The sequence below is a fragment of the Arthrobacter sp. FB24 genome, from assembly GCF_000196235.1.
Lineage (GTDB): Bacteria > Actinomycetota > Actinomycetes > Actinomycetales > Micrococcaceae > Arthrobacter.
In genome coordinates, this window is sequence record NC_008541.1 from 1,274,235 (window position 1) to 1,299,953 (window position 25,719).

Annotated in this window: 24 protein-coding genes; 10 read left to right on the plus strand and 14 right to left on the minus strand. The window is 66.3% G+C overall.

Annotation, left to right across the window (positions count from 1 at the left end; translation table 11 throughout):
• Positions 1-201: 201 nt before the first annotated feature.
• Entirely contained in the window at positions 202-1,644 is a 1,443-nt protein-coding gene (locus ARTH_RS05955) for a PhoH family protein (RefSeq protein WP_011691035.1), read from the plus strand.
• 60 nt (positions 1,645-1,704) lie between these two features.
• Here ARTH_RS05955 and ARTH_RS05960 read toward each other — a convergent pair whose 3' ends face one another.
• Both ARTH_RS05960 and ARTH_RS05965 read right to left on the minus strand, forming a co-directional pair.
• Positions 1,705-2,349 (minus strand): GNAT family N-acetyltransferase, encoded by a 645-nt coding sequence (locus tag ARTH_RS05960; protein ID WP_011691036.1) that lies wholly within the window; start codon positions 2,347-2,349, stop codon positions 1,705-1,707.
• Positions 2,350-2,385: 36 nt separating this feature from the next.
• A complete protein-coding gene (locus tag ARTH_RS05965; RefSeq protein ID WP_011691037.1) occupies positions 2,386-3,219 on the minus strand; it encodes a hypothetical protein in 834 nt (277 codons plus the stop codon).
• Positions 3,220-3,277: 58 nt separating this feature from the next.
• Here ARTH_RS05965 and ARTH_RS05970 point away from each other — a divergent pair, with 58 nt between their 5' ends.
• Both ARTH_RS05970 and ARTH_RS05975 read left to right on the plus strand, forming a co-directional pair.
• Entirely contained in the window at positions 3,278-3,838 is a 561-nt protein-coding gene (locus ARTH_RS05970; RefSeq protein WP_011691038.1) for a prepilin peptidase, read from the plus strand.
• 63 nt (positions 3,839-3,901) lie between these two features.
• Entirely contained in the window at positions 3,902-4,372 is a 471-nt protein-coding gene (locus tag ARTH_RS05975; RefSeq protein ID WP_011691039.1) for an NUDIX hydrolase, read from the plus strand.
• Positions 4,373-4,379: 7 nt separating this feature from the next.
• Here the strand turns inward: ARTH_RS05975 and ARTH_RS05980 are convergent, their stop codons facing one another.
• The 5 genes from ARTH_RS05980 to ARTH_RS06000 all read right to left on the minus strand — a co-directional run bounded on the left by ARTH_RS05980 (position 4,380) and on the right by ARTH_RS06000 (position 9,646).
• Entirely contained in the window at positions 4,380-5,996 is a 1,617-nt protein-coding gene (locus tag ARTH_RS05980) for an MDR family MFS transporter (protein ID WP_011691040.1), read from the minus strand.
• Positions 5,993-6,658 carry a TetR/AcrR family transcriptional regulator gene (locus ARTH_RS05985; RefSeq protein WP_011691041.1) on the minus strand — a complete coding sequence of 222 codons (666 nt, stop codon included), beginning with the start codon at positions 6,656-6,658 and terminating at the stop codon, positions 5,993-5,995. Before ARTH_RS05985 ends, ARTH_RS05980 begins: the two co-directional genes overlap by 4 nt.
• A gap of 146 nt (positions 6,659-6,804) precedes the next feature.
• Positions 6,805-8,226, minus strand: coding sequence for a class II fumarate hydratase (locus ARTH_RS05990; protein WP_011691042.1), 1,422 nt, complete (start codon positions 8,224-8,226; stop codon positions 6,805-6,807).
• A gap of 88 nt (positions 8,227-8,314) precedes the next feature.
• Entirely contained in the window at positions 8,315-8,929 is a 615-nt protein-coding gene (locus ARTH_RS05995; RefSeq protein WP_011691043.1) for a carbonic anhydrase, read from the minus strand.
• A 9-nt stretch (positions 8,930-8,938) separates the two neighbouring features.
• Positions 8,939-9,646 (minus strand): DUF4245 domain-containing protein, encoded by a 708-nt coding sequence (locus ARTH_RS06000; RefSeq protein ID WP_043429529.1) that lies wholly within the window; start codon positions 9,644-9,646, stop codon positions 8,939-8,941.
• Positions 9,647-9,840: 194 nt separating this feature from the next.
• On the opposite strand from ARTH_RS06000, the gene glpX reads away from it, so the two are divergent.
• Complete coding sequence (gene glpX, locus ARTH_RS06005) at positions 9,841-10,863, plus strand: class II fructose-bisphosphatase (protein ID WP_175417425.1); 1,023 nt, start codon at positions 9,841-9,843, stop codon at positions 10,861-10,863.
• Between the two features lie 110 nt (positions 10,864-10,973).
• On the opposite strand, the gene ARTH_RS06010 is transcribed toward glpX, so the two are convergent.
• Genes ARTH_RS06010 through ARTH_RS06030 form a run of 5 tightly spaced genes read right to left on the minus strand, consistent with a single transcriptional unit; the run spans position 10,974 to position 16,623 of the window.
• Positions 10,974-11,921, minus strand: a complete 948-nt coding sequence (locus tag ARTH_RS06010) for a lipid II:glycine glycyltransferase FemX (RefSeq protein WP_011691046.1) — start codon at positions 11,919-11,921, stop codon at positions 10,974-10,976.
• Positions 11,922-11,925: 4 nt separating this feature from the next.
• Positions 11,926-13,176 carry a mannose-6-phosphate isomerase, class I gene (manA, locus tag ARTH_RS06015; RefSeq protein WP_011691047.1) on the minus strand — a complete coding sequence of 417 codons (1,251 nt, stop codon included), beginning with the start codon at positions 13,174-13,176 and terminating at the stop codon, positions 11,926-11,928.
• A gap of 60 nt (positions 13,177-13,236) precedes the next feature.
• Positions 13,237-14,877, minus strand: a complete 1,641-nt coding sequence (locus ARTH_RS06020; RefSeq protein WP_011691048.1) for an LCP family protein — start codon at positions 14,875-14,877, stop codon at positions 13,237-13,239.
• 10 nt (positions 14,878-14,887) lie between these two features.
• A complete protein-coding gene (purE, locus tag ARTH_RS06025) occupies positions 14,888-15,478 on the minus strand; it encodes a 5-(carboxyamino)imidazole ribonucleotide mutase (protein ID WP_011691049.1) in 591 nt (196 codons plus the stop codon).
• A complete protein-coding gene (locus tag ARTH_RS06030; protein ID WP_043429531.1) occupies positions 15,475-16,623 on the minus strand; it encodes a 5-(carboxyamino)imidazole ribonucleotide synthase in 1,149 nt (382 codons plus the stop codon). The genes purE and ARTH_RS06030 overlap by 4 nt, the downstream gene beginning before the upstream one ends.
• A gap of 231 nt (positions 16,624-16,854) precedes the next feature.
• On the opposite strand from ARTH_RS06030, the gene ARTH_RS06035 reads away from it, so the two are divergent.
• Complete coding sequence (locus ARTH_RS06035; protein ID WP_011691051.1) at positions 16,855-17,439, plus strand: GtrA family protein; 585 nt, start codon at positions 16,855-16,857, stop codon at positions 17,437-17,439.
• Positions 17,440-17,458: 19 nt separating this feature from the next.
• Here the strand turns inward: ARTH_RS06035 and ARTH_RS06040 are convergent, their stop codons facing one another.
• On the minus strand, positions 17,459-18,163 hold the full coding sequence (locus tag ARTH_RS06040) for a TIGR03089 family protein (protein ID WP_043430458.1): 705 nt from the start codon (positions 18,161-18,163) through the stop codon (positions 17,459-17,461).
• 405 nt (positions 18,164-18,568) lie between these two features.
• Here ARTH_RS06040 and ARTH_RS24210 point away from each other — a divergent pair, with 405 nt between their 5' ends.
• The 3 genes from ARTH_RS24210 to ARTH_RS06055 are packed head-to-tail and all read left to right on the plus strand — an operon-like array spanning position 18,569 to position 24,211.
• Positions 18,569-19,114 carry a WhiB family transcriptional regulator gene (locus ARTH_RS24210; RefSeq protein WP_011691053.1) on the plus strand — a complete coding sequence of 182 codons (546 nt, stop codon included), beginning with the start codon at positions 18,569-18,571 and terminating at the stop codon, positions 19,112-19,114.
• 29 nt (positions 19,115-19,143) lie between these two features.
• A complete protein-coding gene (locus tag ARTH_RS06050) occupies positions 19,144-22,485 on the plus strand; it encodes a glycosyltransferase (RefSeq protein ID WP_043429532.1) in 3,342 nt (1,113 codons plus the stop codon).
• The gene (locus tag ARTH_RS06055; RefSeq protein ID WP_011691055.1) at positions 22,478-24,211 is read left to right on the plus strand and encodes a DUF5719 family protein; all 1,734 of its coding nucleotides are present in this window, start codon (positions 22,478-22,480) and stop codon (positions 24,209-24,211) included. The genes ARTH_RS06050 and ARTH_RS06055 overlap by 8 nt, the downstream gene beginning before the upstream one ends.
• A 7-nt stretch (positions 24,212-24,218) precedes the next feature.
• Here the strand turns inward: ARTH_RS06055 and ARTH_RS06060 are convergent, their stop codons facing one another.
• Positions 24,219-24,746 carry a metallopeptidase family protein gene (locus ARTH_RS06060; RefSeq protein WP_011691056.1) on the minus strand — a complete coding sequence of 176 codons (528 nt, stop codon included), beginning with the start codon at positions 24,744-24,746 and terminating at the stop codon, positions 24,219-24,221.
• Between the two features lie 142 nt (positions 24,747-24,888).
• Between ARTH_RS06060 and ARTH_RS06065 the strand changes: the two genes are divergently transcribed.
• Both ARTH_RS06065 and ARTH_RS06070 read left to right on the plus strand, forming a co-directional pair.
• The gene (locus tag ARTH_RS06065) at positions 24,889-25,278 is read left to right on the plus strand and encodes a DUF3499 domain-containing protein (RefSeq protein WP_011691057.1); all 390 of its coding nucleotides are present in this window, start codon (positions 24,889-24,891) and stop codon (positions 25,276-25,278) included.
• Positions 25,279-25,369: 91 nt separating this feature from the next.
• Positions 25,370-25,636 (plus strand): Trm112 family protein, encoded by a 267-nt coding sequence (locus ARTH_RS06070; RefSeq protein WP_011691058.1) that lies wholly within the window; start codon positions 25,370-25,372, stop codon positions 25,634-25,636.
• Positions 25,637-25,719 lie beyond the last annotated feature (83 nt).

Below are 25,719 nucleotides of genomic sequence, written 5' to 3' on the forward strand. Positions count from 1 at the left end.
AGAATCGCCGAGAAATAGTTTGGGAAACAAAGAGGCGGGGAATTACGTTGATCTCATTAGCAGGCACACTGCCGGCTAATCGGGGAGGCCAGTACATGGAGCGGATTTTCGCACCGGATGTATGGGAGGCCGGAACCGGCCTCGTGGCCGATCCGCCTCACCTATAGATATCCGGGCGTGCGCCCCGGGGCTGGAGTCGATGTGGCTATTTCTGAACAACTGCCCGACGTCATTTCCGACCAGGGAGAGAAAGCTACCTCTCGCGCCAAGCGAGCAACCTCACAGACCGGTGCAGCCAATTATGACGCTGCGGCCGGTCTTGCTGTATCCGGCGAAAGTGCCGCGACAGATGACACCCTGTGGAGCTTTGTCATCGACACTTCGGTATTGCTCTCGGACCCCCGCGCCCTGCTGCGGTTCGCGGAACATGAAGTCATTGTGCCGATCGTGGTCATCACGGAACTTGAGGGCAAGAGGCACGACCCCGAACTGGGATACTTCGCCCGCAAGGCGCTCCGGCTCCTGGACGACCTCCGCGTCCAGCACGGCGGTCTCGACCGCCCGATCCCGCTGGGTGACGACGGGGGCACGCTCATGGTGGAGATGAACCACATCTCCACAGAAGTGCTCCCCATGGGATTCCGCGGCGGGGACAACGACAGCCGCATCCTCGCCGTCGCGAAGAACCTCGCCAACGAGGGCCGCAACGTCACTGTGGTCTCCAAGGACCTGCCAATGCGCGTCAAGGCCTCAGCCATGGGGCTGCTGGCAGACGAGTACCGCAACGAACTGGTGAAGGATTCCGGCTGGACCGGGATGGCGGAGGTGGAAGCCAGCGAGGAGGACGTCGCCACGCTCTATGGCCACGAGCCCGTCTTTATCCCGGCCGCGGCAGAGATGCCCGTCAACACCGGACTGGTGCTGCTTTCAAACCGGGGCTCAGCACTGGGACGTGTAGGTGCCGACAAGCAGGTCCGGCTGGTCAAGGGGGACCGCGACGTCTTCGGACTGCACGGCCGTTCCGCGGAACAGCGGCTGGCCATCGACATGCTGATGGATCCGTCAGTGGGCATCGTGTCGATCGGCGGCCGTGCCGGCACCGGAAAGTCCGCGCTGGCTCTTTGTGCGGGCCTCGAAGCCGTGCTGGAACGCCGCGAACACCGCAAGGTCATTGTCTTCCGGCCGCTCTACGCAGTGGGCGGCCAGGAGCTCGGCTACCTGCCCGGTTCCGAATCGGAGAAGATGAACCCCTGGGCGCAGGCCGTCTTCGACACCCTCGGCGCCCTGGTCAGCCAGGAAGTCGTCGAGGAAGTCATGGACCGCGGCATGCTGGAAGTGATGCCGCTGACCCACATCCGCGGCCGCTCGCTCCATGACGCGTTCGTGATCGTCGACGAGGCGCAGTCCCTGGAGAAGAACGTCCTCCTCACCGTGATGAGCCGGATCGGCCAGAACTCGAAGATCGTCCTGACCCACGACGTCGCCCAGCGCGACAACCTGCGGGTCGGCCGGCACGACGGCGTGGCCGCCGTCGTCGAAACCCTCAAGGGACACCCGCTCTTCGGGCACATCACCCTCACACGGTCCGAGCGCTCGCCGATCGCGGCCCTGGTGACGGAACTGCTCGAGGGGGCGGAAATCTAGGCAAACTGCCTTAGCAAGGGGCCGTGGCCGGGTGTCCCGGGCCGCGGCCCTTCGCCGTCGCTAGAGTCCGAGGAACTTTGCCGTGGCTTCGTGGCCCTCCACTTTCAGCGACCAGTCGGGGCGTTTGAAGGTGGCCGGGGTGAGCCGGACCTTTTGCACTTCCTGCACCTTCCCGCCCCAGGAGGCCCGGGCGACGCCGTTCAGCTCGTAGCCGAGGGCGCGGGATACTCCCAGGGACTTTTCATTCCAGGCCGCGGCCTCGGATTCGGCCACTTCAGCCTCCAGGTGGTCGAAGGCGTAGCTGACGACGGCGGCCCGCATCTCCTTGCCGAAGCCCCGGCCCTGCGCGGACTTCCTGAGCCAGGAGCCGGTGGAGACCGTCCTGAGCGTCGCGAAGTCCCTGGCCTCGATGTCCTGGCAGCCGATGAACCCGCCGTCATGCCAGATGCCGAGCAGGAGCGTCCAGGCTTCCGGGGTCACTCCGCCCCGGCAGCGCCAGTACCAGTGCGCCATGTTCGGTCCGAGCTCCTCTGCCGGGGACTCTGCCCAGGGCCGGCTGAAAGGGCTTTGGCCGGGCTCGTGGACGCCGCTCAGGGCCGCCTGTACCGCCGCCGGGATCTCTTCGTCCCGGATGGGACGGAGGGTGAGGCGGGGCGTCGCCAGGGTGAGGGCGAACGGGGGCCAGAAGGTTGCGGGCTCAGTCATCAGGGAAGCTTAGCCGGGGGACCCGCGGGCAGCCAGTCACGCGCCCCGGGAAATGTCCCAGGTGATGTGGCGGCGCACATCGGTCAAGTTCATCGATTCGGCCAGGAACAGGTCATCGAGCATGTACTCGTCCACTGCCAGGATCCGGAGCCAGTGCCCGGAACCCCTCGATTCGTTCTCCAGCGAGCGGCTTGAGACGCAGACTCCGGTTCCGACGTCGATCCTGATCAGGTTCCGCCCCGGTCCGCACAACGGCGCCAAGGGGTCCGTCGGCCGGTAGGCGGCATTGGGAGTCACGACGGCTTCCAGAGCGGGGCGGCCCTGATGGTCCACGGCGGTGATGGGGCCGAGCTCCACGGCGTTGGTGTTAGGGAATTCGATGGGTACGGGGGCATTGCCGGCGAGTTCCACCGGGTCCAAAGCCGCGGCAAAGCGGCCGTTTCCAAAGCACGGCTCGCCGTAGGCGGCCTCCGGGCGGCGCCGGACCAGTCCGCCGTCGTCATACACGGGGGTGACCAGCTGCGGAGGCAGGAGCCAAGTCTTCCTGGTGGAGCTGACGTAGAAGCCGTCCCTGGAGTCGTTGATGCCCGTGGTGCTGTGCAGTACCACGCCGGCCGCGGATTCAAGGCGGAGGGCGCCGGGCCGGCGCAGCCAGGCTTGCACTGTATTGTCGGGGTCCGGGTTTTCGGCGTCCGTGCCAGTGGGGTCCAGGTTCGGGGAGTCCGCCGCGGCGCGGTCCACATACTCGAAACGGAGGCTTTGCCACTTCCAGGGCGAGGACCGGCACAGATTCCGGAACGTCATGGCCATGTCCGCCGGCTTGTTCCGCTGACCGGCTTCCCCCTGGCGCCTCGCGTCCCATGTCGACATATCCACAGTTTACGCGCGGGCTCAGCGGCCGAGCGGGAAAATCCAGTAGCATCCGAGGGTGATCCAACGACTGGGCGAACTTTGGGAATCCACCCCGCTGGCCTTCTGGCTGGTGTTGGCAGCCTGCGCCTACTTCGGCGTGATGGCCGTGCGGCTCACGGTCATCGACGTCAGGCACCACCTGCTGCCGAACAGGATTGTGTTCCCGTCCTACGCGGTGGGCGGGTTGCTCCTGCTGGCTGCGGTTGCCACCGTCCTGATGGCCGGCGCGGACGCCGAGGCAGTGCCCGACGGCGCCGCCCGGCTCTTCGGACTGCCGGGTGTACGCATCCTCGCAGGGGGAGCGGTGCTGTGGCTCTTCTACTTCATCCTGCGCATGGTTTATCCGCCGGGAATGGGATTCGGCGACGTGAAACTCGCCGGTGTGCTGGGACTGTACCTCGGTTACCTCGGCTGGGGCCACGTGTTCGCCGGGACCTTCGCAGCCTTCCTCCTGGGCGGTCTCTGGAGCCTGGGCCTGCTCGCTGCCCGCCGCGGCACCCTCAAATCGGACATCCCGTTCGGCCCCTTCATGCTGGCGGGCTCGGCCGCGGCCATGCTGCTCCTGCCTGCGGGCTGACGGCGTAAATCGGCGTCGTGCACTCGCGCTGATCCGGCCGCCGGATCCCGCTAGGCTGAAGCCATGGCAGCACCCGACTTCATCATCAAGCTCCGCGAAAAAATCGGCCATGATCCGTTGTGGATTCCCGCCGTACGCGGGGTGGTCTTCAACGACGACGGCCACGTCCTGCTGGGCCAGCGCTCCGACAACGGCAGGTGGGCGCTGATCTCCGGGATGCTGGAGCCGGGAGAGCATCCGGCCCCGGGACTCGTGCGGGAAATTTTCGAGGAGACAGCGGTCGTGGCGGAAACGGAACGCATGGTTTCAGTCGGCGTCGTGGGGCCGGTCACCTTTCCCAACGGGGATGTATGCGACTTCCTGGATATTGTGTTCCGCTGCCGCCACGTCTCCGGCGAAGCACGTGTGAACGACGACGAATCCCTGGCCGTGGACTGGTTTCCCCTGGACGGGCTTCCGGAACTCCGGCCAGGGGACCGCGAGTGCATCCGGCGGGCGCTGTTGCCCGAGGACGCCGTCCACTACGAACCCTAGGAGCCTCCTAGGCGGACGCGGACTGGCGTTCGGCCTCAAGGCGTTCCGCCTCTTCGCCGCCCACAGCCTCGCCCCGGGCCACCATTCCGGCGGTGTCGGAGAGCGGGATCTGCTTCAGCGTCAGTGCGAGGACCAATGCGATGCCCAGGAACGGCAGCAGGTACCAGAATACCGGCGCCAGCGAATCGGCATAGGCGTTCACAATGGCGTCCCGGAGCTGTTCCGGGAGCTGGCTCAGGGCCTGCGGGTCCAGGGTCCGGGTGGACCGGGCGGCCTGGTCGGCTGAGGCCCCGGCCCCGGTGAAGGCATTGGTCAGGGCCTCTGCCAGCCGTGAGGTGAAGATGGAGCCGAACACGGCCACGCCAAGGGACGCGCCCACTTCGCGGAAGTAGTTGTTGGTGCTGGTGGCCGTCCCGATCTGTTCCGCGGGCACGGAGTTCTGCACCACCAGGACGATGACCTGCATGATGGAGCCCAGGCCGGCGCCGAACACGAACAGCTGGACGCAGATGACCCAGATGGGGGTGTCGGCCGTCAGCGTGGTCAGCCAGAGCATGGCGCCCATGGTGAGGGCGGCGCCCACGATGGGGAACATCTTGTACTTGCCGGTCTTCGAGATCCGGATGCCGGAGTAGATGGCCATGCCCATCAGGCCCACCATCATCGGAAGCATCAGCAGCCCGGATTCGGCGGCGGAGGTGCCGGAGGACATCTGCAGGAACGTGGGAACGAAAGCGATGGCAGCGAACATTCCCAGCCCCAGGGTGAAGCCGATGGCTGTGGAATTCACGAAGATCCGGTTCTTGAACAGCCCCAGTGGGATGATCGGGTCCTCGGCCCGGCGTTCCACCATGACGAACGCGGCGGCGGCAAGAACCAGTCCGGCTCCAAATGCCCAGGTCAGCGGCGAATCCCAGCCTTCGTCCTTCTTGCCGCCGAAATCGGTGAAGAGGATCAGGCAGGTGGTGGCTGCGGAGAGCAGCAGGACGCCCAGGACGTCGATCCGCTTCTCGGCCTTCTTGTTCGGCAGGGTCAGTGTGAACCACGCAATGGCGAAGGCCGCAATGCCGATGGGGATGTTGATGTAGAAGGCCCATTCCCAGGTGAGGTGGTCCACGAAGTAACCGCCCAGCAGCGGGCCGGCGACGGCGGAGAGGCCGAAGATGGCGCCCAGCGGACCCATGTACTTGCCGCGGTCTTTGGCGGGAACGATGTCCGCGATGATGGCCTGGGAGAGGATCATTAGTCCGCCTCCGCCCAGGCCCTGGATGGCTCGGAAGACCACGAAGCCCCAGAAATCGGTGGCGAAGGCGCAGCCGACGGAAGCGAGGGTAAACAGGGCGATGGCCACGAGGAACAGGTTTCGGCGGCCCAGCACGTCGCCGAACTTGCCGTAGATGGGCATCACGATGGTGGTGGCCAGCAGATAGGCGGTGGTGATCCACGCCTGGTGTTCCACTCCGCCGAGCTTCCCCACGATGGTGGGCATGGCAGTGGAGACGATGGTCTGGTCAAGGCTGGAAAGCAGCATGCCGGCGATGAGGGCGGAAAAAATGATCCAGATGCGTTTCTGGGTCAGCAGCAGCGGCCCGGCTGCTGGCCTGGAAGTGACGGCGGTGCTCATGGGTGTCCTTCTGCGGGGGCGGGTTCTTGAAATTCCTGGGAAAAAAGCCGGCGGGCGGCCGAGATGTTCTCCAGCAGCAGCTCCCGGTAGGGGCGGGTGTTGCCCTCGGAGAAATAGACCATGCTGGTCTTGCGGGCGATAGTGCCCAGCAGGACAACGGCCATTTGGACCACAGGGTGGTCCGGCGCAACGCCTTCGCGGAGGGCGACGTCTTTGGCGAATTCTGCCTCGCGCTGCTCGGTGGCCCCGATGATCCGCAGGATTAGCTGGGGCTCCTTCTTGATGACGCCGATCAGCTGGCGGGTGTCCTCCTCGGAAGCGGCCATGTTCTCGGACAGCTTCAAGGAAAGGGTGACCAAGTCCTGTAGGAGCGTGGGGGAGATGATGCCTGGCGGTGATGACTGGCCGCCGGCGATGAACTCGTCGATGACATCGTGGGGAAGCTCGTCGTCCGCGTGGCCGATGATGGCGTCCTCTTTGGCCGGAAAGTAATTGAAGAAGGTGCGGCGCGAAATGCCCGCTTCGCTGCAGACTTCCTCCACCGTGTACCCGTTCAGGCCGCGTGCGGCGGTCAGCTTGCGTGCGACGGCGGTGATCGCCGCCCGGGTGGCGGCCCGCTTGCGCTCGCGGAGCCCGCCGTCACTTATTGCACTATTATTCACAAAGTGAAGTTTTGCATCAATTTCTGATTAGTGCAATTTTAGCCGCGAACGGACACACCTCCGGCCCCGGCTCGCTTAAACGACGGCGGCCGCCCGCCTTCGCCGGGAAGGTGGGCGGCCGCCGTCGTACTTAGGCCGGTGGGGACTTATGCCTTGTGCGGCGGGCGCGTCATCGACATAACGTCGAGGGCGGTGTCCAGCTGCTCTTCGGTCAGTTCGCCGCGCTCCAGGAAGCCCATGGCGACGACGGTCTCACGGATGGTGAGGCCCTCGGCGACGGCCTTCTTGGCGATCTTGGCGGCGTTCTCGTAGCCGATAAACTTGTTCAGCGGGGTGACGATGGAGGGCGAAGCCTCGGCGAGGAAGCGGGCGCGCTCGACGTTGGCGGTGATGCCGTCGATCATCTTGTCGGCCATGACGCGGCTGGTGTTGGCCAGCAGGCGCACGGACTCAAGGAGGTTGGCGGCCATGACGGGGATGCCGACGTTCAGCTCGAAGGCGCCGTTGGTTCCTGACCAGGCGATGGCGGTGTCGTTACCGATGACCTGCGCGCAGACCATGATGGATGCTTCGCAAATGACGGGGTTGACCTTGCCCGGCATGATCGAGGAACCGGGCTGCAGGTCCGGGATGGCGATTTCGCCGAGGCCGGTGTTGGGGCCGGAGCCCATCCAGCGGAGGTCGTTGTTGATCTTCATGAAGGAGATCGCGATGTTGCGCAGCTGGCTGGAGGCTTCGATGAGGCCGTCGCGGTTGGCCTGTGCTTCGAAGTGGTCGCGTGCTTCGGTCAGGGGAAGGCCGGTGTCGGTGGCGAGCAGTTCGATGACGCGCTCCGGGAAGCCTGCCGGCGTGTTGATGCCGGTGCCCACAGCGGTTCCGCCGAGGGGAACTTCAGCCACGCGGGGAAGCGAGGCGTTGATGCGCTCGATGCCGTAGCGGACCTGTGCGGCGTAGCCGCCGAATTCCTGGCCCAGGGTCACCGGGGTGGCATCCATGAGGTGCGTGCGGCCGGACTTCACGACGTCCTTGAACTCGACGGACTTGCGGTCCAGGGAGTCGGCCAGGTAGCCGAGGGCCGGGATGAGGTCGTTGATCAGCGCCGACGTGGCGGCCACGTGTACGGACGTCGGGAAGACATCGTTGGAGGACTGCGAGGCGTTGACGTGGTCGTTCGGGTGGACAACCTTGTCGCTGCCGGCGGCCTTGAGGGCGCGGGAGGCGAGCTCCGCGATGACCTCGTTGGTGTTCATGTTGGAGGACGTGCCGGACCCGGTCTGGAAGACGTCGATCGGGAAGTCGCCGTCGTACTTCCCGGCAGCAACCTCATCGGCGGCATCCGCGATCGCCTTGGCCAGCTCGCCGTCGAGCACTCCAAGTTCTGCGTTGGCCTGGGCGGCAGCCTTCTTCACCCGGGCAAGGGCTTCGATGTGCGCGCGTTCCAGGGTCTTGCCGGAAATGGGGAAGTTTTCAACTGCACGCTGCGTCTGGGCACGGTACAGGGCGTTCACGGGGACGCGGACTTCGCCCATCGTGTCATGTTCAATGCGGAATTCTTCAGTGGAAGTCATGGGGCTAGCTTAGGGCGATTGGCGGCTGCATCGAAAACCGTGAACCGCTTGCGTCGGGCCCACAGCGTCCGCGGACCGGGCAGATGCCTTAGAGTTCGCCGATCCCCGAAACGAGGTCCGCCCGGCCCTCCTTGAGGCTGTAGGAGAGGCCGATCACGGCTGCGCGTCCGGTTTCGATGGCGTTCGAAATCACACGGGAGCTGTCCACGAGCCGCTGCGAGGTCTGCTTCACGTGCTCCACCACCATGTCGTTGACTTCGGTTTCGTTGTTGCGCAGGGAGGTCAGCACCGACGGCGTGATGCGCTCCACGAGGTCGCGGATGAATCCCGCCGGCATCTGGCCCGTCTCGACGGCGTCCTTCGTGGCGCTGACCGCGCCGCAGCTGTCATGGCCCAGGATCACGATCAGCGGCACACCGAGCACACCGATGCTGTACTCCAGCGAGCCCAGCACGGCGTCGTCGATGACCTGGCCGGCGGTGCGGACAACAAAGGCGTCGCCCAGCCCGAGGTCGAAGATGATCTCAGCCGCGAGCCTCGAGTCCGAGCAGCCGAAAATGACCGCGAACGGGTGTTGGTTCTCCACGAGCGAGGACCGGCGCGATGCGTCCTGGTTGGGGTGCGAAGATTCTCCGGCGACAAAGCGCTCGTTTCCTTCGCGCAGTCGCCGCCATGCCAGAGCTGGAGTCAAGTAAGTAGCCACGGGGCCACTTTACGGCGAAGGAGCGGCTGAAGGGGAAACCGTTGCAGCCGGATTACTTTCCAGGGACTTCACGACGGCGTCCGCCAGCACGGCGAACTCGTCAAGTTGGGCTGTGCCGGTCAACACAACGGTGGTGCCCTTGTGGGCGAGGACCATGCTTCGCTCGCCCTTGCCTGTGTCGCGGAGCTCCCACTCCAGGCCGCCGGCATTGCGGCTTCCGGTCACGGGGGCATTCTTGGTCTGCTGGAGCAGCCATGTCGGGTTCGCCCGGGCGGTCTGGACCAAACCGATGAATGACTCCTTCGGCGTGAGGTATCCGACCTCCCACGTTGGCACGCCGCTGCCGGTCCCGGACTCCCAGCGGGCGTAATTCGGCCTGAATGTGTCGCCGGCCTCGGGCGTCACGGGTGTGAATCCCGCCACACCGGCGGCGTTTTGCGCCACCGCGCTCACATTGACGTTCGGCCGGTAGCCGTCTGACTTCGGCGAGGGATTCATCAACACGATGGGCAGAAACGCGGCAACGCTCACCACCAGTGCGATCATCATCCCGATCACGGAGGCGTTGGCCCTTTTCGCCGCAGCCGCGCGGATAACGGGCTTAACCACCGGTGCATCCGGTGTGCCCTCGGAGCTGGCGGGAGAGCCCGGGCCGGCCGTCTGGTTGTTGAAGGTGGACTTGTCCTGCGTTTCGCTCACGCTTCTATAGTCGCGCATCTGAATGCCGTTCTCACATTCCTGCCGTTCAGCCGGTGAGGAAAAGCCGTGTTTCACGGGGTGGTCATCCCATGACCTTCTGATGCTGCCGCGACTATGATCAGTAGCAGAGGAATCACCGTGACGGACTCAGACCGGCCGTACGGGTTCAATGATCGCCACTCGAAGAAGAGGTTCACGTGTCACCAGCGCCTATGACCCAGCAGTACTCCACAATTTCGCCGTCGCTTGCCGTAGGCATTGACGAACCGGACCGTAACCTTGCCCTGGAACTTGTCCGCGTCACCGAAGCCGCGGCGATTGCCGGCGGCCACTGGGTTGGATTCGGCGACAAGAACAAGGCTGACGGCGCAGCAGTCGACGCCATGCGCTCCTTCCTGCAGACCGTCCACTTCAACGGTGTTGTGGTAATCGGCGAAGGCGAGAAGGATGAAGCTCCCATGCTTTTCAATGGCGAGCACGTCGGTGACGGCACCGGACCCGAGTGCGATGTCGCCGTCGACCCCATTGACGGAACCCGCCTGACCGCACTGGGCATCAACAACGCCCTCGCCGTTCTCGCTGTCGCCGAACGCGGCTCCATGTTCGACCCCTCCGCCGTGTTCTACATGGAGAAGCTCGTCACGGGCCCGGAAGCTGCGGACATGGTTGACCTGCGCCTGCCGGTCAAGCAGAACCTGCACCTAATCGCCAAGGCGAAGGGCGTAAAGGTCAACCAGCTGAACGTCATGATCCTGGACCGGGACCGCCACCGTCCCCTCGTGGAGGAAATCCGCGAAGCCGGTGCCCGGACCAAGTTCATCATGGACGGCGACGTTGCCGGGGCCATCGCCGCCGCCCGCTCCGGCACCGGCGTTGACGCGCTCATGGGCATTGGAGGCACGCCGGAAGGCATCGTCGCCGCGTGCGCCATCAAGTCCCTCGGCGGCGTCATCCAGGGCCGCCTCTGGCCCACCAGCGACGACGAGAAGCAGAAGGCCATCGACGCCGGGCACGACCTTGAGCGGGTTCTTTCCACCAACGACCTGGTCTCCAGCGACAACTGCTACTTCGCGGCCACGGGCATCACTGACGGCGACCTGCTCAAGGGCGTGCGCTACTCCAAAGACAAGGTTCTGACCCAGTCGATCGTTATGCGGTCCAAGTCCGGGACCATCCGCTTTGTGGACGGCGAGCACCAGGCCAGCAAGTGGGAAGGCTACGCCCGCAAGAGCTAGTCACCCGAGTCACCCGCTTCTATTCAGCGCAAACTGGCAGCAAACGACCTCAGATCCAGGATTTGGGGTTGTGAGCTGCCAGTTCGCGTTCAGGGCAGGGGGCAATCGGCTCAGTTGCGGAGGGCGCGGAGCTTTTCTCGGGCTTTCCGGGCGAGCTGGTACGCGCCGTAACGGACCTTCTTCACCGGCAGGTCCCACGTCCCGGGGTAGGTGACTTCGCGCCCGCCGAACGACTTCTTGAACGCCGTGAACCCGGCCCACTTATGGTTCGGCTGGTCCTCCGGGGCCACGCCCCACAGGTCCACGTGCTTCAGGCCCTTCTCCTTGGCATCCGCCATAAGGGTAACCAGCAACGGTATGCCCGCGCTCAACTTGCGGTGCGAGTCGTCAAGGGCCGCGTGCGCGTAGGTACGGGTATCGGCGGAGTCGTAGGCCAGGGCCGCGGCAATGGGGCCGCCGTGGCGTTCGGCGATGAACAGCGTGGCCGCACCCACAGGCATGAGGGACCGCGCCACCTGGCTGAGGTACTCATCGCTTTGCGGCTTGAACCCGCTTCGCTTGGCTGTCATGTGCAGGAAATTCAACAGCACGCGGATATCGTCGGGATCCTGCGATGCCCGGAAGGTCACATCCTTTTTGTGAATGTTCCGGTAGAGGTTCCGGTTCACCGGTTTCATGGCGGCGAGAACTTCCTTGAAATCACGGTCCAAGTCCACGATCCAGCTCAGTTCCGGCTGCTGGTTGACGGGTGCGGGACGCAGGCCACGGCTTCGCAGCACGGACTGCGACTCAGCGGTGTCGAATCCGGCGCTGGCCGGCTCTATCCGGACACACGCGGCGCCGCACGTGCGGGCCAGAGCCACAAGGGCGGCCAGGGCGGCGTCGAACGCTTCCAGGGACTCTGCCACGGGACCGTACGGCGCGTAAAGGACCTTGCCCGCCGGATTCTTCTCTTCCACGGCGAGGAAGCTCCAACCGGGGCCGGACTGTTCGTGGACCGTGCGGCCCAGGGAGCGCTGGAAATCGGCCCACTGCGGGGTCTGCAGGAAGTACTCCATCGGATCAGGCCCCCAGCGCGGTGGTTACGGCAAAGGCAACGGAGGTCCCGGAGGAACCGGCCGCCGGATGCACGTTGACCGGAGCCTCAGCGGCGGGGAGGAAGGCACTCGCGCCGCGGTCCAGATGGAGATCGCCTTTGGGGGAGTCCAGCAGCACGGAACCGGAGACGACGATGATCACGGCCGCACCGGACTGCGCCAGCGGGACGGGCCCGTCGTCGGGCTCCAGCTCGATCCGCTGCAGCTGGAATTCACGGAAGGGCGGCCGGTAGAGCTCCTGGCCCAGCTCGGACGTCTCCGCCGGCAGCATCGGCACGCCCACCGACTCGAACTCAATGGTGGCCAGCAGTTCGGGAACGTCTACGAACTTGGGCGTCAGCCCGCCGCGGAGTACGTTGTCCGAGGACGCCATGACCTCGATGCCAAGGCCATGCAGGTAGGCGTGGACGTTTCCTGCCGGCAGGTAGACGGCCTCCCCGGGGGCCAGCGAGATCCTGTTCAGCAGCAACGAGATGAGCACGCCGGGGTCGCCGGGATAGTGGCCGTGCAGGCTGACTGCCGTGGACAGTTCGGTCTGGTAGGGAGACATCGGCAGCCCGGCTTTGAGCGCGGCGACCAGCTCCCGCACCGCGTGCGAGACGGCGTGGCCTCCGCCGATGAGCCGGGTGAACGCGGTCTTCAGGGCGTCGTGCTCCACCGGGGCAGAAAGGTCCGCCACGACGTCGAGGAACACGTGCGGAACCTCCAGAGACATGGCCCGCATGGACGTGGCCAGATGCTCGAAGAGGGCACGCGAGGATGCGGCCGGACGGAACCCGCAGAGCGCCTCGAACGGCGTCAGGGCAAAGATCATCTCCGGCTTGTGGTTGTCATCCTTGTAGTTCCGCTCCGCCGCGGAACGGTCGACGCCGGCAGCCTCTTCGCGGGCAAAACCCGCCCGTGCCTGTTCCAGCGTCGGATGGACCTGCAGGGACAGCGGACTTTCCGCGGCCAGGACCTTGAGGAGGAACGGCAGGCGGGGGCCGAACTCCGCCACGCTGGCACTGCCCAGATGGTGGCCGGGGTCGGAACTGATCAGCGTATCCAAAGCCAGCGGACCGCCGTCGGCCGCTGCTGCCACGGACGGCGAGTCCGGGTGGGCGCCCACCCACAGCTCCGCTTCCGGGCCGCCGGAGGCCTGCCTGCCGAGCAGGCCGGCAATGGCCGTGGTGGAGCCCCAGGCGTAGGGCCGGAGGACATTCTCAATTTCGTACACAGCCAGGTGTCCTTTATCTCATTGCAGCAGTTACGGCGTCAGGCGATCGGGCGGGGGCGCTTACAGCGGGCGGCACTGGCCGTTCGTGGCCACAAGGTCGCGGATCGCTTGCTCGTTGCCCTCACGCTTGAACTGGTTGAGCATCTCTTCCGTGATGGGCTCGCCGTCGGGGGTGGTGGTCACTGGCGTGAAGTCCGACGACGACGGCGACGGTGCCGGCTGGGTAAGGGGCGCCGCCGGTGCGGCCGCCATCAGGGGGCCCGCGGCCGCGCCGGCCTGCACGATGCTGTCCTCCCCGGCAGGATTACCCGCGGCTCCCGCCGACTCGGACTGCGCGGCCAGCAGCTGGTCGACCCTGTCGTGGATCTGGTTGAAGTCCGGCACCGTGGAGAACGATGCGTCGAAGTCCGGCGGTCCAATGGTCAGCCGGCTGACTTCCTTGCCCTTGGCCTTCATGGCCAGGTCCACGAAGCTGCCGAGCTGGCTCGCGGAAATGTTGGAGTCAACCACCTTGGTGCCCGCGTTGGCGATGTCTTCGAACTTGGAGAGCAGCGTTGCGGGGTCCAGCTGCTTCAGCATGGCCTGCTGGACGCATTGCTGACGCTGGATGCGTGCGTAGTCGTCAACGAATTCCCGGGAGCGGCCGTACCAGAGGGCATGGTAGCCGTTGAGGTGCTGTTCACCGGCCGGGATCCAGCCGAGGGGCATTCCGTGGATGCCGTTGGCCTCGTCCACCATGTCGCCGCTCAGCGGCACCCACCCGCCGGCCTTGATCTTGATGCCGCCCATGGCGTCGATGAGCTTGGCGAAGCCGTCCATGTCCACCAGGACGTAGGCCTGGACGGTGATTCCGAGCGTACCCGAGACAGCCTCGAGGGTTGCCTGGGCCCCGGGATCGGCGACGCCGGGGTAGAGGTCCGCGTGCTCGTTGGTCACTTCGGTGTTGATCGCGTTGATGAGGCACTCGTTGCCGCAGTCGTAGCCGTCCGGATAGATCTGCCGCATGGGGGAACCCTCGCTGAACTGTGCGTTCTGCAGGTTGCGCGGCACCGAGATGATGGCTGTCTGGCCTGTCTTGGCGTCGACGCTGAGGACGGAGAGGCTGTCCGGGCGCCGGCCAGTGCGGTCGTCGCCGGCGTCGCCGCCCATCATCAGGAAGTTGTAGCGGCCGTCCACGGGGTCGATTGCAGGGCCCGCCGAGAAGATGCTGCCGATCGCGTTCCGGCTCACGTTCAGAACGTAGGCGGCGTAGCCGAGTGTCCCGCTGCTGAGCAGCATAGCCAGGACCAGTGCGACGCCGACGACCGGCCGCATTCCGGGTGCCAGCAGGACCGGCCGGATCAGCCTGAGGGTGTTGACGAACAGCGCAGCCCAGCCGAGTGCGAGCGCAATGAGGACGACGATGATCAGGAGTGAGGCCACCGTGTTGGTGAGGATGCCGATCAGGAGGGTGCGGTTCACCAGCAGCAGCACCAGTCCCGCAAGCGCCAGTCCCCAGACAGTGAGGGTCACCCGGAGGGCGATCCTTCCGAGCTTCCGGTCGCCGGCGACGATCTGGGCACTGCCCGGGACGAACAGCGTCAGCAACAGGAGGACGAACGCGCGTTTGGTCCTGACGGGCGCCGGGGCGTTCGCCGGGTTGCGGACGGGGTCCGTCAGGGCCTGTTGCGGCGCCTGGGGGCGGGAGTGGCTGGTGGTCATCTACTGATTCCTAACGGCTGCCCCGGAGAACGACGTTGCCGTCGGAGAACACTTCGCTGACTTTCTGCCGCAGGGCCGCGCCCTTGCGGGTGGCGACGTCGTTGAGCTCCTGCGCGAACTCGATCAGGTCATCGCGCAGGCGGACGGCGAGGTCGTCCGTTCCGGATGCCAGCATCCGGACGGCCAGCAGGCCGGCGTTGCGTGCGCCTGCGATCGACACTGTGGCCACGGGAACGCCGGCGGGCATCTGGACGATGGACAGCAGCGAGTCCATGCCGTCCAGGGTCTTGAGCGGGACGGGGACGCCGATGACCGGCAGGGGTGTCACGGACGCAAGCATGCCGGGCAGGTGTGCGGCGCCCCCGGCTCCGGCGATGATGACGCGCAGTCCGCGCTCGTGGGCCGTCTGGCCGTAGCGGATCATTTCGGTGGGCATCCGGTGGGCTGAGACAACATCGGCTTCGAACGGAATGCCGAACTCGGCAAGGGCCTCTGCTGCGGCTTCCATGACGGGCCAGTCGGAGTCCGAGCCCATCACAAGGCCCACCAGGGGAGCGGCGTTGTCCGTGTCCGCCGGGCGAATCGATGCGGGCGTGCTCATACGGTCTCCTCGGAGTTCCCTGGTGCAGGTCGGGCCGGAGCACGGCCGTCCCTGATGATGTTGGCGACGGTGGTGGCGCGCTGCCGGACGGAGTCGACATCGGAAGCGGCTGCCCCCACCAGGTTGACGTGGCCGATCTTCCTGCCGGGCCTGACGGCCTTGCCGTAGCAGTGGATCTTCGCGGCCGGCTCGCTGGCCATGGCCAGCGGATACGCCGAGAACAGTTCCTGGTTCTCGCCGCCAAGGAAGTTCTTCATCACAACAATCTGTCCCAGAGCGTCGGTGGCACCGAGCGGGAGGTTCAGCACGGCACGCAGGTGCTGTTCGAACTGGCTCGTGACCGATCCGTCCTGGGTCCAGTGGCCGGTGTTGTGCGGGCGCATTGCGAGCTCGTTGATCAGGAAGCCGGAGCCGACGCCGGGGGTTTCGAAGAGCTCCACGGCCATGACGCCGGTGACTCCGAGTTCGTTGGCGATGCGGATTGCGGCGTCTTCGGCGGCCGCGGCGACTTCAAGCGGAATGTCCTGGGCCGGGGCGATCACTTCGTCGCAGACGCCGTCCACCTGGATGGTGTGGACCACGGGCCAGGCGCGGGATTCACCGTCAGGAGTCCTCGCTACGAGTGCGGACAGTTCGCGGCTGAACTCCACCTTGGCCTCGGCCAGCAGCGGGGTCATGGCCGCAAACCAGTCGGCGGCGTCGGCGGCTTCCTCAGCCGATCCGACCATGCGGACCCCTTTGCCGTCGTAACCGCCGCGGGGCGTCTTCAACACCACCGGCCACCCGGTCTTCTCGCCGAAGGCAACCAGGGCCTCGACGTCGGCAACGGAGGCCCAGGCCGGGTTGGGCAGCTCAAGCCGGTCGATGGCTGCCCGCATCACCAGCTTGTCCTGCGCGTGGACCAGGGCGTCCGGGCCGGGCTGGACGTTGACGCCGGCCTCCTGCAGTGCCCGCAGGTGGTCGTTGGGGACGTGCTCGTGGTCAAAGGTCATGACGTCCAGCCCCCGGGAGAACTCGAGGAGGGCGTCAAGGTCCTTGTAGTCGCCCACCGGCGACGTCGGCACTGCGGAAACCGCGGAAACGTCCTCGCCTTCGGCCAGGACACGGAGTTCAAAGCCCAGGGCCGTTGCGGCGGGGGCCATCATGCGGGCTAGCTGGCCGCCGCCAACTACGCCTATTACTGGAAAAGTCACAAGAGCCAGCCTACAGAAGAGCAGGGGTGTTCCGGGCTTCACCACTGTTTCAACCGGGAATTTTGCGTCATGGCCGCGTCGCAGGAGACCGCGCTCCCGGCCCGGCGGGGCGGCTCCCAGCTTTGCGGGCTAAAATGGACTCTCGGCCCTGTGGCCTGAAATTTCAGTCGGCCATGGAGGGTCATGTTTTACACACTTGCAGAACGTTTGCGCGGACTCGCCTCGCTTTTCTGGCGCGAGGTGGCCAAGTTCGGCGCCGTTGGCGGTGTCGCCTTCGTTATCGACAACGGCCTGACCTACTACCTGATGCACGGCCCCATGACGGACAGCGAGGCCAAGGCCCGGTTCGTGGGCGCCACGATTGCCACGATTTTCTCCTGGATCGCGAACCGGTTCTGGACCTTCCGCCACCGCCGCCAGGACAACGTGATCCGCGAGTTCTTCATGTTCATCCTGATCAACGGCATTGGTATCGGCATTTCCACCGGGTTCACGGCCCTGGCCAAGTACTCCTTCGGCATCACGGACAAGAACATGCTGTTCCTGGCGGGCGTCGCCGGCATCCTGGTAGCCACCGTGGTGCGCTTCTTCGCGTACCGGTTCCTCGTCTTCAACAAGGAACTCGACGAAGAGCCGGCATTCTCGCACGACCACGAGATCATGGAACTGCACCACCACCAGAACCAGCGCCCGGTCCGCGTGCCTGCCAACGAGGCGCCGGACAAGGTGGAGGACACCGACGTTCCCGGCCCGCCCCGCAGCAGCTAGGCCCGTAGCAGCCGGGGGACTACCCTCCCTGGACCCGTTCGTCGTTGAGGAGCTTGTCCGTCACTGTGACGTCAGGGTGGACCAGCACCACGGACCCGTCGCGATGCCAGGCCCCCAGCGACTGCGCGAGGGCTGCTTCCAGTCCGTCGCCGGCCCGGACCAGCAACCGCACTCCCGTGTCGTGGGCGGCAGCGAACCCTTCCAGCAGGTCAGAGTGCGCGTGCAGGGTGCCGGCCGATGACACGATGGCCCGGTTGGAACCTTCAGGTTCTTCGTGCGCCATAAAGACGTCGCCGTGCGAACGCACCTCTGCGGCAAAGTCGACGACGCCGGGCGGCAGCTCCCCGGGCCAGCGCATGGCCAATGCCGGCAGCGGCACCGCGATAACGGAGTCGTACGCGCCGTGCTCCTGCCCCGCGTCCGGTGATTCTGTGGCGAGGAGTTCGGCGTCGGCGGAGTCAAGGACAACTTCCATGCCGAGCTGCCAGGCGGCAAGGGCCAGGATCATGGACTTCCAGTGCGCCGGGAGGTCCAGCCGGAGCCGCATCCCGGGCTCGGCGTCCAGTTCGTCCTGCAGCAGGTTGCTCGTCTTTGCCACCCAGTTGTCCAGGACGCGGCCGGACAGTTCCACCCTCTCGGCGTCCGGTCCGTACCAGGTCAGTCGCGGTGAGGTGGAGTGGCCGGACCGCAGCGCGGTCATCAGGTCGATCGCCGGGATACTCATGCCAACATCTTGCCACGGTGCCCGCCGGGCGGGGAGGTGCCAGGCGGTGCCGCGGGAGCCGGGCACGGCCCGCAGAGTCATGTGATCTGCGCCACGTCAGTTTTGCTAACTTTGCTGGCGTAAATCCCGATTGGAGGCGGATTCCGCGGAATTCCCGGAAAATTCACAGAAAACTAGTCAGTATGCTGTCAAAATTCCCGTGATGACGGCGAGTCAGTCAAAAAATCCCGGGCGTGGCGTGGCAGCGGATTTCACGCGATGTTGATTATTATCCCGTCTGCCGCTTGACTCCCGACTACTTACACACGTGTAATTAGTTATCGAACGCCAAGCGCAAAATGCAGGCCACACAACCGAGTGTCCAAGTATTCAGCCATGGGCAGCAATTCAGGAGGGACGCCACAAATGGGGCAAGTTGAGCGTATCCAGGAAGATGCAGTCGTCGCCGGTCAGGCGTCGGCAAAGTACCGCTCACGCGGCGTGCCAAGCGATTGGTATGTAGATCCGGCTGATCCGGATGCGGCCGAGCGGTATAACCAAAGCACCAGCGATTTACTGCAGGACCAGGCCACGGCCTTCCTTGCAGCGCACGAGGCCCTTCTGGCGGGCAACCCGGACCAGGACAACGATCTCCACGATCCTCCGATGGAGTTGCAGACCCTCCATTCGGAAACGACAGCGCAGCCGGTCTGGATCGGGCTTCCTTTCGAGCAGAACTTCGACGACGAAGGCGAACTCGGATGGCAGACGGACGCCTTGTGCGCCCAGACGGACCCGGAGGCATTCTTCCCTGAAAAGGGAGGCTCCACCCGCGACGCCAAGAAAGTCTGCGGCGCCTGCAACGTACGCTCACAGTGCCTGGAATACGCGCTGTCGAACGACGAACGCTTTGGCATTTGGGGAGGCCTCTCCGAGCGCGAGCGCCGTCGGCTGAGGAAGCGAGCAGTCTAATTCTTCAAGTAGTACATGTCACCGCCGTTGTGGTCGCCCACAACGGCGGTGACTATCTTCCCAGGACCTTGGCGGCATTGTCACAGCAAACCCGTCCGGTGGATGCGTCTATTGGCGTGGACACCGGCTCGCGGGACAATTCCCTGGCTTTGCTTGACCAGGCGTTCGGCGAATCCAACGTGACCACCTTCCAGCAGGGGCGGACCGGGATGGGGGAGGCGGTCAAGGCCGCCCTTGCGGCCCTTGCCCCCCGGAACGCGGACTCCCGTAACGACACCGAGTGGATCTGGCTGCTGCACGACGACGCCGCTCCCGCGCCGGAGGCGCTTGCCGAACTGCTCCACGCCGTGGAGCGGGCGCCGTCGGTGACGGTGGCGGGGTGCAAACAGCTGGACTGGGATGCCAGGCGCCGGCTGATCGACGTCGGGCTTTCCACCAGCCGCTGGGCTGAACGGCTGACCCTCATTGAGGCGGACGAACTCGACCAGGGGCAATACGACGGCCGCAGCGATACCTTCGCGGTCAACTCCGCCGGCATGCTGGTCCGCCGGGACGTCTGGGAGGAACTGGGCGGGTTTGACTCCGCCCTTCCCGGCACAGGTGACGATGTGGACTTTTGCTGGCGCAACCGCTTGGCCGGGCACCGCGTAGTGGTGGTGCCGACCGCCCGGATGTTCCACGTTTCGCACCGGCCGCATGCGCTGGGGAGTGCAAGTGCTGCCCGGAAAGCCCAGGTCTACCTGCGCCTCAAGCACACAGTGTGGTGGAAGGTACCGCTGCATGCGGCAGGTGCGCTGCTGGGGAGCATCTTCAAGCTGGTCCTGAGTATTGCCGTCAAGGATCCCGGCCACGGATTCTCCCAACTGATGGCGACGTTCGTTGCGCTGGGCCGGCCGGGGGCTGTGATCCGCGGACGCCGCGACGCAGCCCGGACGCGGCGGATCCGCCGCTCGGTGATCAAGGGACTGCAGACGCCGCGCCGCGAGGTCTGGGCCCACCGGCGTTCCCTTATTGAAGCCCTGGGCTCCGACGATCCGGGCGGGGACTCGGCCCGGACGGATCCGCTGGCCGAACAGCCCAGCGGGGACTCCACGGATGACTTTGCCGCACTGACCACTTCGGAACGCGGCTGGGTGGGCAACGGCGCCCTCCTGGCCGTGATTCTCACAGCGGCGGCTTCCTTGATCGGGCTCTCCGGGTTTTTCCGCGCCGAAGCCGTCTCCGGTGGCGCCCTGATCCCGGTCTCGTCGAAGATATCGGACATCTGGCACCACGCCACCAGTTGGTGGATCGGACTCGGTGCCGGGCTGCCCGGCCACGGCGACCCCTTCGCCCTGCTTCTGTGGATCCTTGGTCTAGCCGGCGGCGGCGATGCCAACAGCGCCCTGGCGTGGCTGCTGATCCTTGCCATGCCGCTCTCCGCTCTCGCTGCGTGGTTTGCGGCCGGAGCCCTGACCACGAGGCGGCGGTTCCGCCTCGTGGCCGCAGTTGTGTGGGGCGGGGCGCCCGCCTTGCAGGTTGCACTGAACCAGGGGCGCCTTGGCGCCCTGCTTGCGCACATCATGGTGCCGTTGCTGGTAGTGGCATTGCTGCGCGCCACCGGCACCGCCCGCGGGCAGGGCCGCTTCGCGGTTCCTGAGCCTGGGGATCGGCGCTTCCCGGACAAGCCTCCGGCCAAGCCGGGCGTCAACGGAACTCCTTCCTGGACAGCCGCCGCGGCTGCCGGCCTGGCGCTGGCTGTTGTGGCAGCGTCCGCACCGTCCTTACTGCTTCCGTCCGCCGTCGTGGTTGTCCTGGCCGGGGTCCTGCTGGGAAGGCGCGGCCGCACCGTATGGTGGGCGCTGCTGCCGAGCGCCGCGCTTTTCGTTCCGTTCGGCATTTCCGTGCTTGACCGCCCGCGGGCACTGCTCGCGGACCCCGGCGTCCCGCTCGGTTTTGACGGCGCACCGTTATGGCAGCAGGTTCTGGGACAGCCGCTGTATTTCGATGCCGACGGCGGTCTGGCCGGGCTTCCGGTCTTTGAGGGGTCTGCCGCGCCGTGGGCGCTGCTCCTGGCACTGCTAATCGGCTTTCCCGTCCTGGCACTTGCAACGGCGGCACTGTTTGTCCCGGGCAGGCGCACCCGCGTGGCCCGCGCTTTGTGGGTTGCTTCCCTGATCATCCTTGCGGGCGGCTGGCTCGCGGGCCACGTGGCCAGCGGTGCCAGCGCTGACACCCTCGTCACCCCATTCACCGGGCCGGTTGTGTCCGCATCCGGCTTCCTGCTGCTGGGCGCCGCCCTGATCGGGGCCGACGGCCTGCTCTGCTTCTCTGAGAAGGCAGCCGAAGCCCCGGCTGCCCGCCGGATCGTCCTCCAGGCCCTGTCCGTCCTTGCCATGGTGCTGCTCCTCGCCGGGCCCGTGGCCGGATTGACCGCCTGGGCAGCCGGGAACCTGTTGCAGTCCGCATCCGGGGCAGCCCCGGCAGCGGAGGGCATGACCCCTCCGGGCCCGACCGCCCTCGGAACACCGCGGCAGATTGCTCCCACGGCCGCGCGCACCCTTCCGGCTACGGCCATCGACCGCGGCCAAGGGCCCGAGCAGACCCGGACGCTGGTCATCGACACGGCGGATGACGGCAGCTTCGACGCCTCGATCGTGAGGGGTGCGGGGACCACCCTCGACGGGCTGTCCACCATTGCGGCCGCCCGCAACATCATGGGTGAACCCGGCAAGGAAACGGTCAGGGATGACGACGCCGTCACGGCAGCGCTTCGCAGCGTCGTCGCCACCGTGGTCGCAGGCCAGGGTGTGGACCCGCGGCCGGAGCTGGAACGCCTTGGCGCAGGATTTGTTGTCCTGCGGGCCTCGGATTCTGCTGCGCAGCTGACTGCGAGCCGCATGGATGCCGTGCCAGGACTGGTGGCGGTGGGGCAGACCAACGTCGGCTGGCTCTGGCGGATCAGCCCGCTCAACCAGCCGGTCATCGACGCCGCTGACGTTGCGCACCGGGTGCGCATCGTGGACCGTGCCGGCGCTGCCATCGGGCTCCTGCCCTCGGGCCTGGAAAATGTTGATGCCGCTGTCCCGGAAGGGCCCGAAGGCAGGCTCGTGGTTCTCGCCGAACGTTCCGATCCGGGATGGACCGCGTGGATGGATGGCCGGCGGCTGACGTCCACAACGTCCGGTTGGTCCCAGGCGTTCACCCTCCCCGCCCAGGGCGGCCAGCTCACCATCCGTTACGACAACCCGTGGGCAGTGTGGTCCGCTGTCGTGCAGGCAACGGTGATCGGACTCACTGTCCTGCTGGCCATCCCTATGCCCGCCCGCCGGCCGAACACCGGCCTCTCCCGGGATGAAGGCTCCCTGCGTAAGGAACATCAGCATGCATAAGGACGGGAACGACGCCGTGCCGCAGCCTCATGAGGACGTGAACTCCGCGACAGATGTTACGGGTGTACAGGATGCGGCGGACGGCTCCGGCGCAGCGGGCGCGACGGCGAACGCAGCTCCCGCGGCCGGCAGCTTGAAAAGCCTCAATGCCCGCGCACTTTCCGTCCGCGGCACGGTCGCCGGGATGGCCTCAGCCGTGATCATCGTGGCCGCCGCCGGCAGCTTGGTGGCGGCAGCGTCGATGGGCCCCCAAAGCGCAGGCAGCCGCCCGCTTGAAGCGCCGTTGGCTGCAGTCCCCGCGGGCAGCAATGTGGGGATCTGCCCCGGTCCGGCCCGCTTGCTGGAGGGCACCGCCGTCGGCACCGACCCTCAGTTCAGCCCGGAATCGGCCACGGCCAAGAGCCTGGTCAATGCCGCCGTGCTGAGCACCAATTCCGGTGCGCTACCCGGCAGCAGGCTCGCGGAGCTCAACGGCAATCCCCTCACCGAAATTGCCAAGGACCCCGGCAGCCCCACCGCTTCGGCTGCCCCGCCTGCGCTGCTCGCAGGCGTCGTTTCGCAGCGCATAGTGGATTCCGTGAGTGTCCTGAGCGCGGACGCCGTGGGTAACCAGCAGGCCACCGCAGGCGCGGTCATGAGCTACACCGCCACAGACGGCGACCTCCAGGGCTCGGCGGCGGCAGGCTGCCAGCAGCCGGCTAACGACATGTGGCTGGTGGGGGCGAACACGTCGCTGGGACGGACAGCGGTCCTCAACCTCAGCAATGCTTCCAGCACTCCGGCAACCGTCAGCCTGGAGCTGTACGGTGCGCAGGGCCAGATTCAGGCGCCCGGCAGCAGGGGACTCCTGGTTGCGCCGGGAACCACCCGGTCCATCGTGCTGGCCGGACTTGCTCCGGACCAGGAGAAGCTCAGCATCCATGCGCGCAGTGCCGGCGGGCCGGTGACCGCCGTCATTCAGCAGAGCGTCCTTCGGGGGCTCACGCCCGGCGGTGTGGACTTCATCGTGCCCGGCGCGGCACCCGCGACCCGTCAGGTGATGTCCGGACTGGATATCCAGGATCCCGCATCGGCCAAGGCTCTCACCGCCAAGCAGGGGTTTGCCGATGCCTCGGCGGCCCTCCAGATCGCTGTTCCCGGTCCGGCCGATGCCGTGGTGGAGATCAAGCTGTACGGACGTGACGGCCAAAAGGCGCTGCCAGGCGGCGGAGTCGTGACAGCCAAGGGCGGGTCCGTAACCGAGGTTTCGCTGGCCGGAGTACCGGCCGGCCAGTACACGGTCGCAGCCAGTTCGGATGTGTCGTTCGCCGCGGCCGCCCGGCTTGCCCGCGGCCTCAAATCGGACAGTGCCACGGACTTCGCATGGTCGGCAGCGTCCGCCAGGCTCGGCAGCCAGCACGTGGTCACCGTACCGCGCGGGGGAGAACGCTACCTGGTCTTCGGCGCACCCGGGGACCGGGCCAAGATCACCTACACGCCTGTTACGGCTGACGGCAAGGTCCGCGCGGCCGCCACCGCGGACATTGCGGGCGGCACGACGACGGTTATCAAGGTGCCGGCGGAAGTGGACGGTGCTGAGGTGCTGGGGTACGTGGTGTCAGCCTCTGGCGATGCCGCCTACGGCACGGTGCTGCTGGAAGAGAACGGACGCGCGGACGTCGCCACGGTGGCGGTTGCCCCGGGTGCTGCGGGCCAGGAACAGGTCGCCGTAAAACTGGGCTACTAGCGCGCGGCTAGTAGCGGCGGCGGTATACGGGGTCCAGTGTCTCGGGTGCCACCCCGAGCATTTCGGCGGTGCGCTCCACCACCACGTCATGCACCAGGTCCTGGAGTTCTTCTCGGCTGGAGCAGGCGTTCTCGATGACCCGGCGGTAGAGGGTGATCACGGGACCTTCACCGGCGGTGGCGGGCTCGTACAGGCCCATGGGCGCAGGGGACCGGTCAGCAACCAGTTGTTCCAGGCCCTGAGGAATCTCGTCGACAGCAAACCTGACACCGTCCAAGGGCTTTCCCCAGATGTCATGCAGACGCTGGGCGGAGTCCATGACCATCTCGTCGAAGCGGTCGGAACGGGTGCGGTAGCCGGGCAGCGTGGGCAGCATCAATTCACCGCGCAGGCCGCGGCCATGGCGGTTCCTGCGGCGCTCCCTGAAGCTCTTCCCGCGGACCGCTACTGAGGGCGCGGCGTCGTCCGCCGGCTGGCCGGCTCCCGGGTCAGCCAACCGGACCGTAAAACCCGGAACGTGGTGCGATTGCTGCATATATTGACTCTAAACCCGCCGCCTGAAATACGCGACATAACCGGCAACGCCGCACTGGGCATCCGTGCGCTTCGCGACACTGCTGGACACTGCGGGCCGGAATGCGCGGCGCCGCGGCGTACGGGGAGTAGTCTGTGATGTCGTGGGTGCTATTCGTCAATGTTCAAGATCAGCCTGCCGCAACTCGGCGGTGGCAACTTTGACGTACGTCTATGCGGATTCCACGGCTGTCCTGGGTCCGCTGGCTACATACGCGGAGCCCCATTGTTACGATTTGTGCGAACAGCACGCGGGGTCGCTGACAGTGCCGCGGGGCTGGGAAGTGCTGCGCCTGGCCATGCCCGCCACGCCGCCCCAGCCGGGGCCCGATGACCTTTTGGCCCTCGCCAACGCCGTCCGCGAGGCGGCACTGCGGCCGTCGTCCGGGGATTCCGCGCCGGGCCAGCGCTCGGCGCACGCCGCGCTTGAAGCCCCGCCGCCCGCCGAAGGCGCCCGCAGGGGACACCTGAGAATCCTCCGCGAGCCGTCCTAAGCCGCGGCGCCGCCACGAAGCTTGTACGCTGGAAGCTGCAAATCCATCGGCCACCGGCGCCTGCTGCGGCGCCCATCAGGGAGCATCCACCATGCCAAAGATCAGTCCTGACCTGTTGTCTGTCCTGCGTTGCCCCGTTACCGGCTCGACGCTGGTGCAGGAGGGCGAGGAACTCGTCTCCACCGCCGCCGGGCAGTCCGGGGAAAAGCTGCGCTACGCCATCGAGGACGGCATCCCGCTGCTGTTGCCGCCGGAACTGGTCTCCGCCGCGAACGCTGCGCCTTCGGACCAGCACGACGGCGGCTCCGGTGCTGCAGAGACCGGCACCGCAGTGTCGGGCGCCTCCAGCGCCGAATAACTGCCCGCCCGGCCCATCGCGCGACCATCTGGCGCCGAACTTCCCATAGATCGCCGAACGGGCATCCACTTCCGCCGTTCCAG

Excerpts from the sequence above, each read along its gene's own strand:
- ARTH_RS05960 (WP_011691036.1), bottom strand. The coding sequence starts at position 2,349 with ATGACTGAGCCCGCAACCTTCTGGCCCCCGTTCGCCCTCACCCTGGCG.
- ARTH_RS05965 (WP_011691037.1), bottom strand. The coding sequence starts at position 3,219 with ATGTCGACATGGGACGCGAGGCGCCAGGGGGAAGCCGGTCAGCGGAAC.
- ARTH_RS05975 (WP_011691039.1), top strand. The coding sequence starts at position 3,902 with ATGGCAGCACCCGACTTCATCATCAAGCTCCGCGAAAAAATCGGCCAT.
- ARTH_RS05980 (WP_011691040.1), bottom strand. The coding sequence starts at position 5,996 with ATGAGCACCGCCGTCACTTCCAGGCCAGCAGCCGGGCCGCTGCTGCTG.
- ARTH_RS05990 (WP_011691042.1), bottom strand. The coding sequence starts at position 8,226 with ATGACTTCCACTGAAGAATTCCGCATTGAACATGACACGATGGGCGAA.
- ARTH_RS06000 (WP_043429529.1), bottom strand. The coding sequence starts at position 9,646 with ATGCGCGACTATAGAAGCGTGAGCGAAACGCAGGACAAGTCCACCTTC.
- glpX (WP_175417425.1), top strand. The coding sequence starts at position 9,841 with ATGACCCAGCAGTACTCCACAATTTCGCCGTCGCTTGCCGTAGGCATT.
- ARTH_RS06010 (WP_011691046.1), bottom strand. The coding sequence starts at position 11,921 with ATGGAGTACTTCCTGCAGACCCCGCAGTGGGCCGATTTCCAGCGCTCC.
- ARTH_RS06020 (WP_011691048.1), bottom strand. The coding sequence starts at position 14,877 with ATGACCACCAGCCACTCCCGCCCCCAGGCGCCGCAACAGGCCCTGACG.
- purE (WP_011691049.1), bottom strand. The coding sequence starts at position 15,478 with ATGAGCACGCCCGCATCGATTCGCCCGGCGGACACGGACAACGCCGCT.
- ARTH_RS06030 (WP_043429531.1), bottom strand. The coding sequence starts at position 16,623 with ATGATGGCCCCCGCCGCAACGGCCCTGGGCTTTGAACTCCGTGTCCTG.
- ARTH_RS06035 (WP_011691051.1), top strand. The coding sequence starts at position 16,855 with ATGTTTTACACACTTGCAGAACGTTTGCGCGGACTCGCCTCGCTTTTC.
- ARTH_RS06040 (WP_043430458.1), bottom strand. The coding sequence starts at position 18,163 with ATGAGTATCCCGGCGATCGACCTGATGACCGCGCTGCGGTCCGGCCAC.
- ARTH_RS24210 (WP_011691053.1), top strand. The coding sequence starts at position 18,569 with ATGGGGCAAGTTGAGCGTATCCAGGAAGATGCAGTCGTCGCCGGTCAG.
- ARTH_RS06055 (WP_011691055.1), top strand. The coding sequence starts at position 22,478 with ATGCATAAGGACGGGAACGACGCCGTGCCGCAGCCTCATGAGGACGTG.
- ARTH_RS06060 (WP_011691056.1), bottom strand. The coding sequence starts at position 24,746 with ATGCAGCAATCGCACCACGTTCCGGGTTTTACGGTCCGGTTGGCTGAC.
- ARTH_RS06070 (WP_011691058.1), top strand. The coding sequence starts at position 25,370 with ATGCCAAAGATCAGTCCTGACCTGTTGTCTGTCCTGCGTTGCCCCGTT.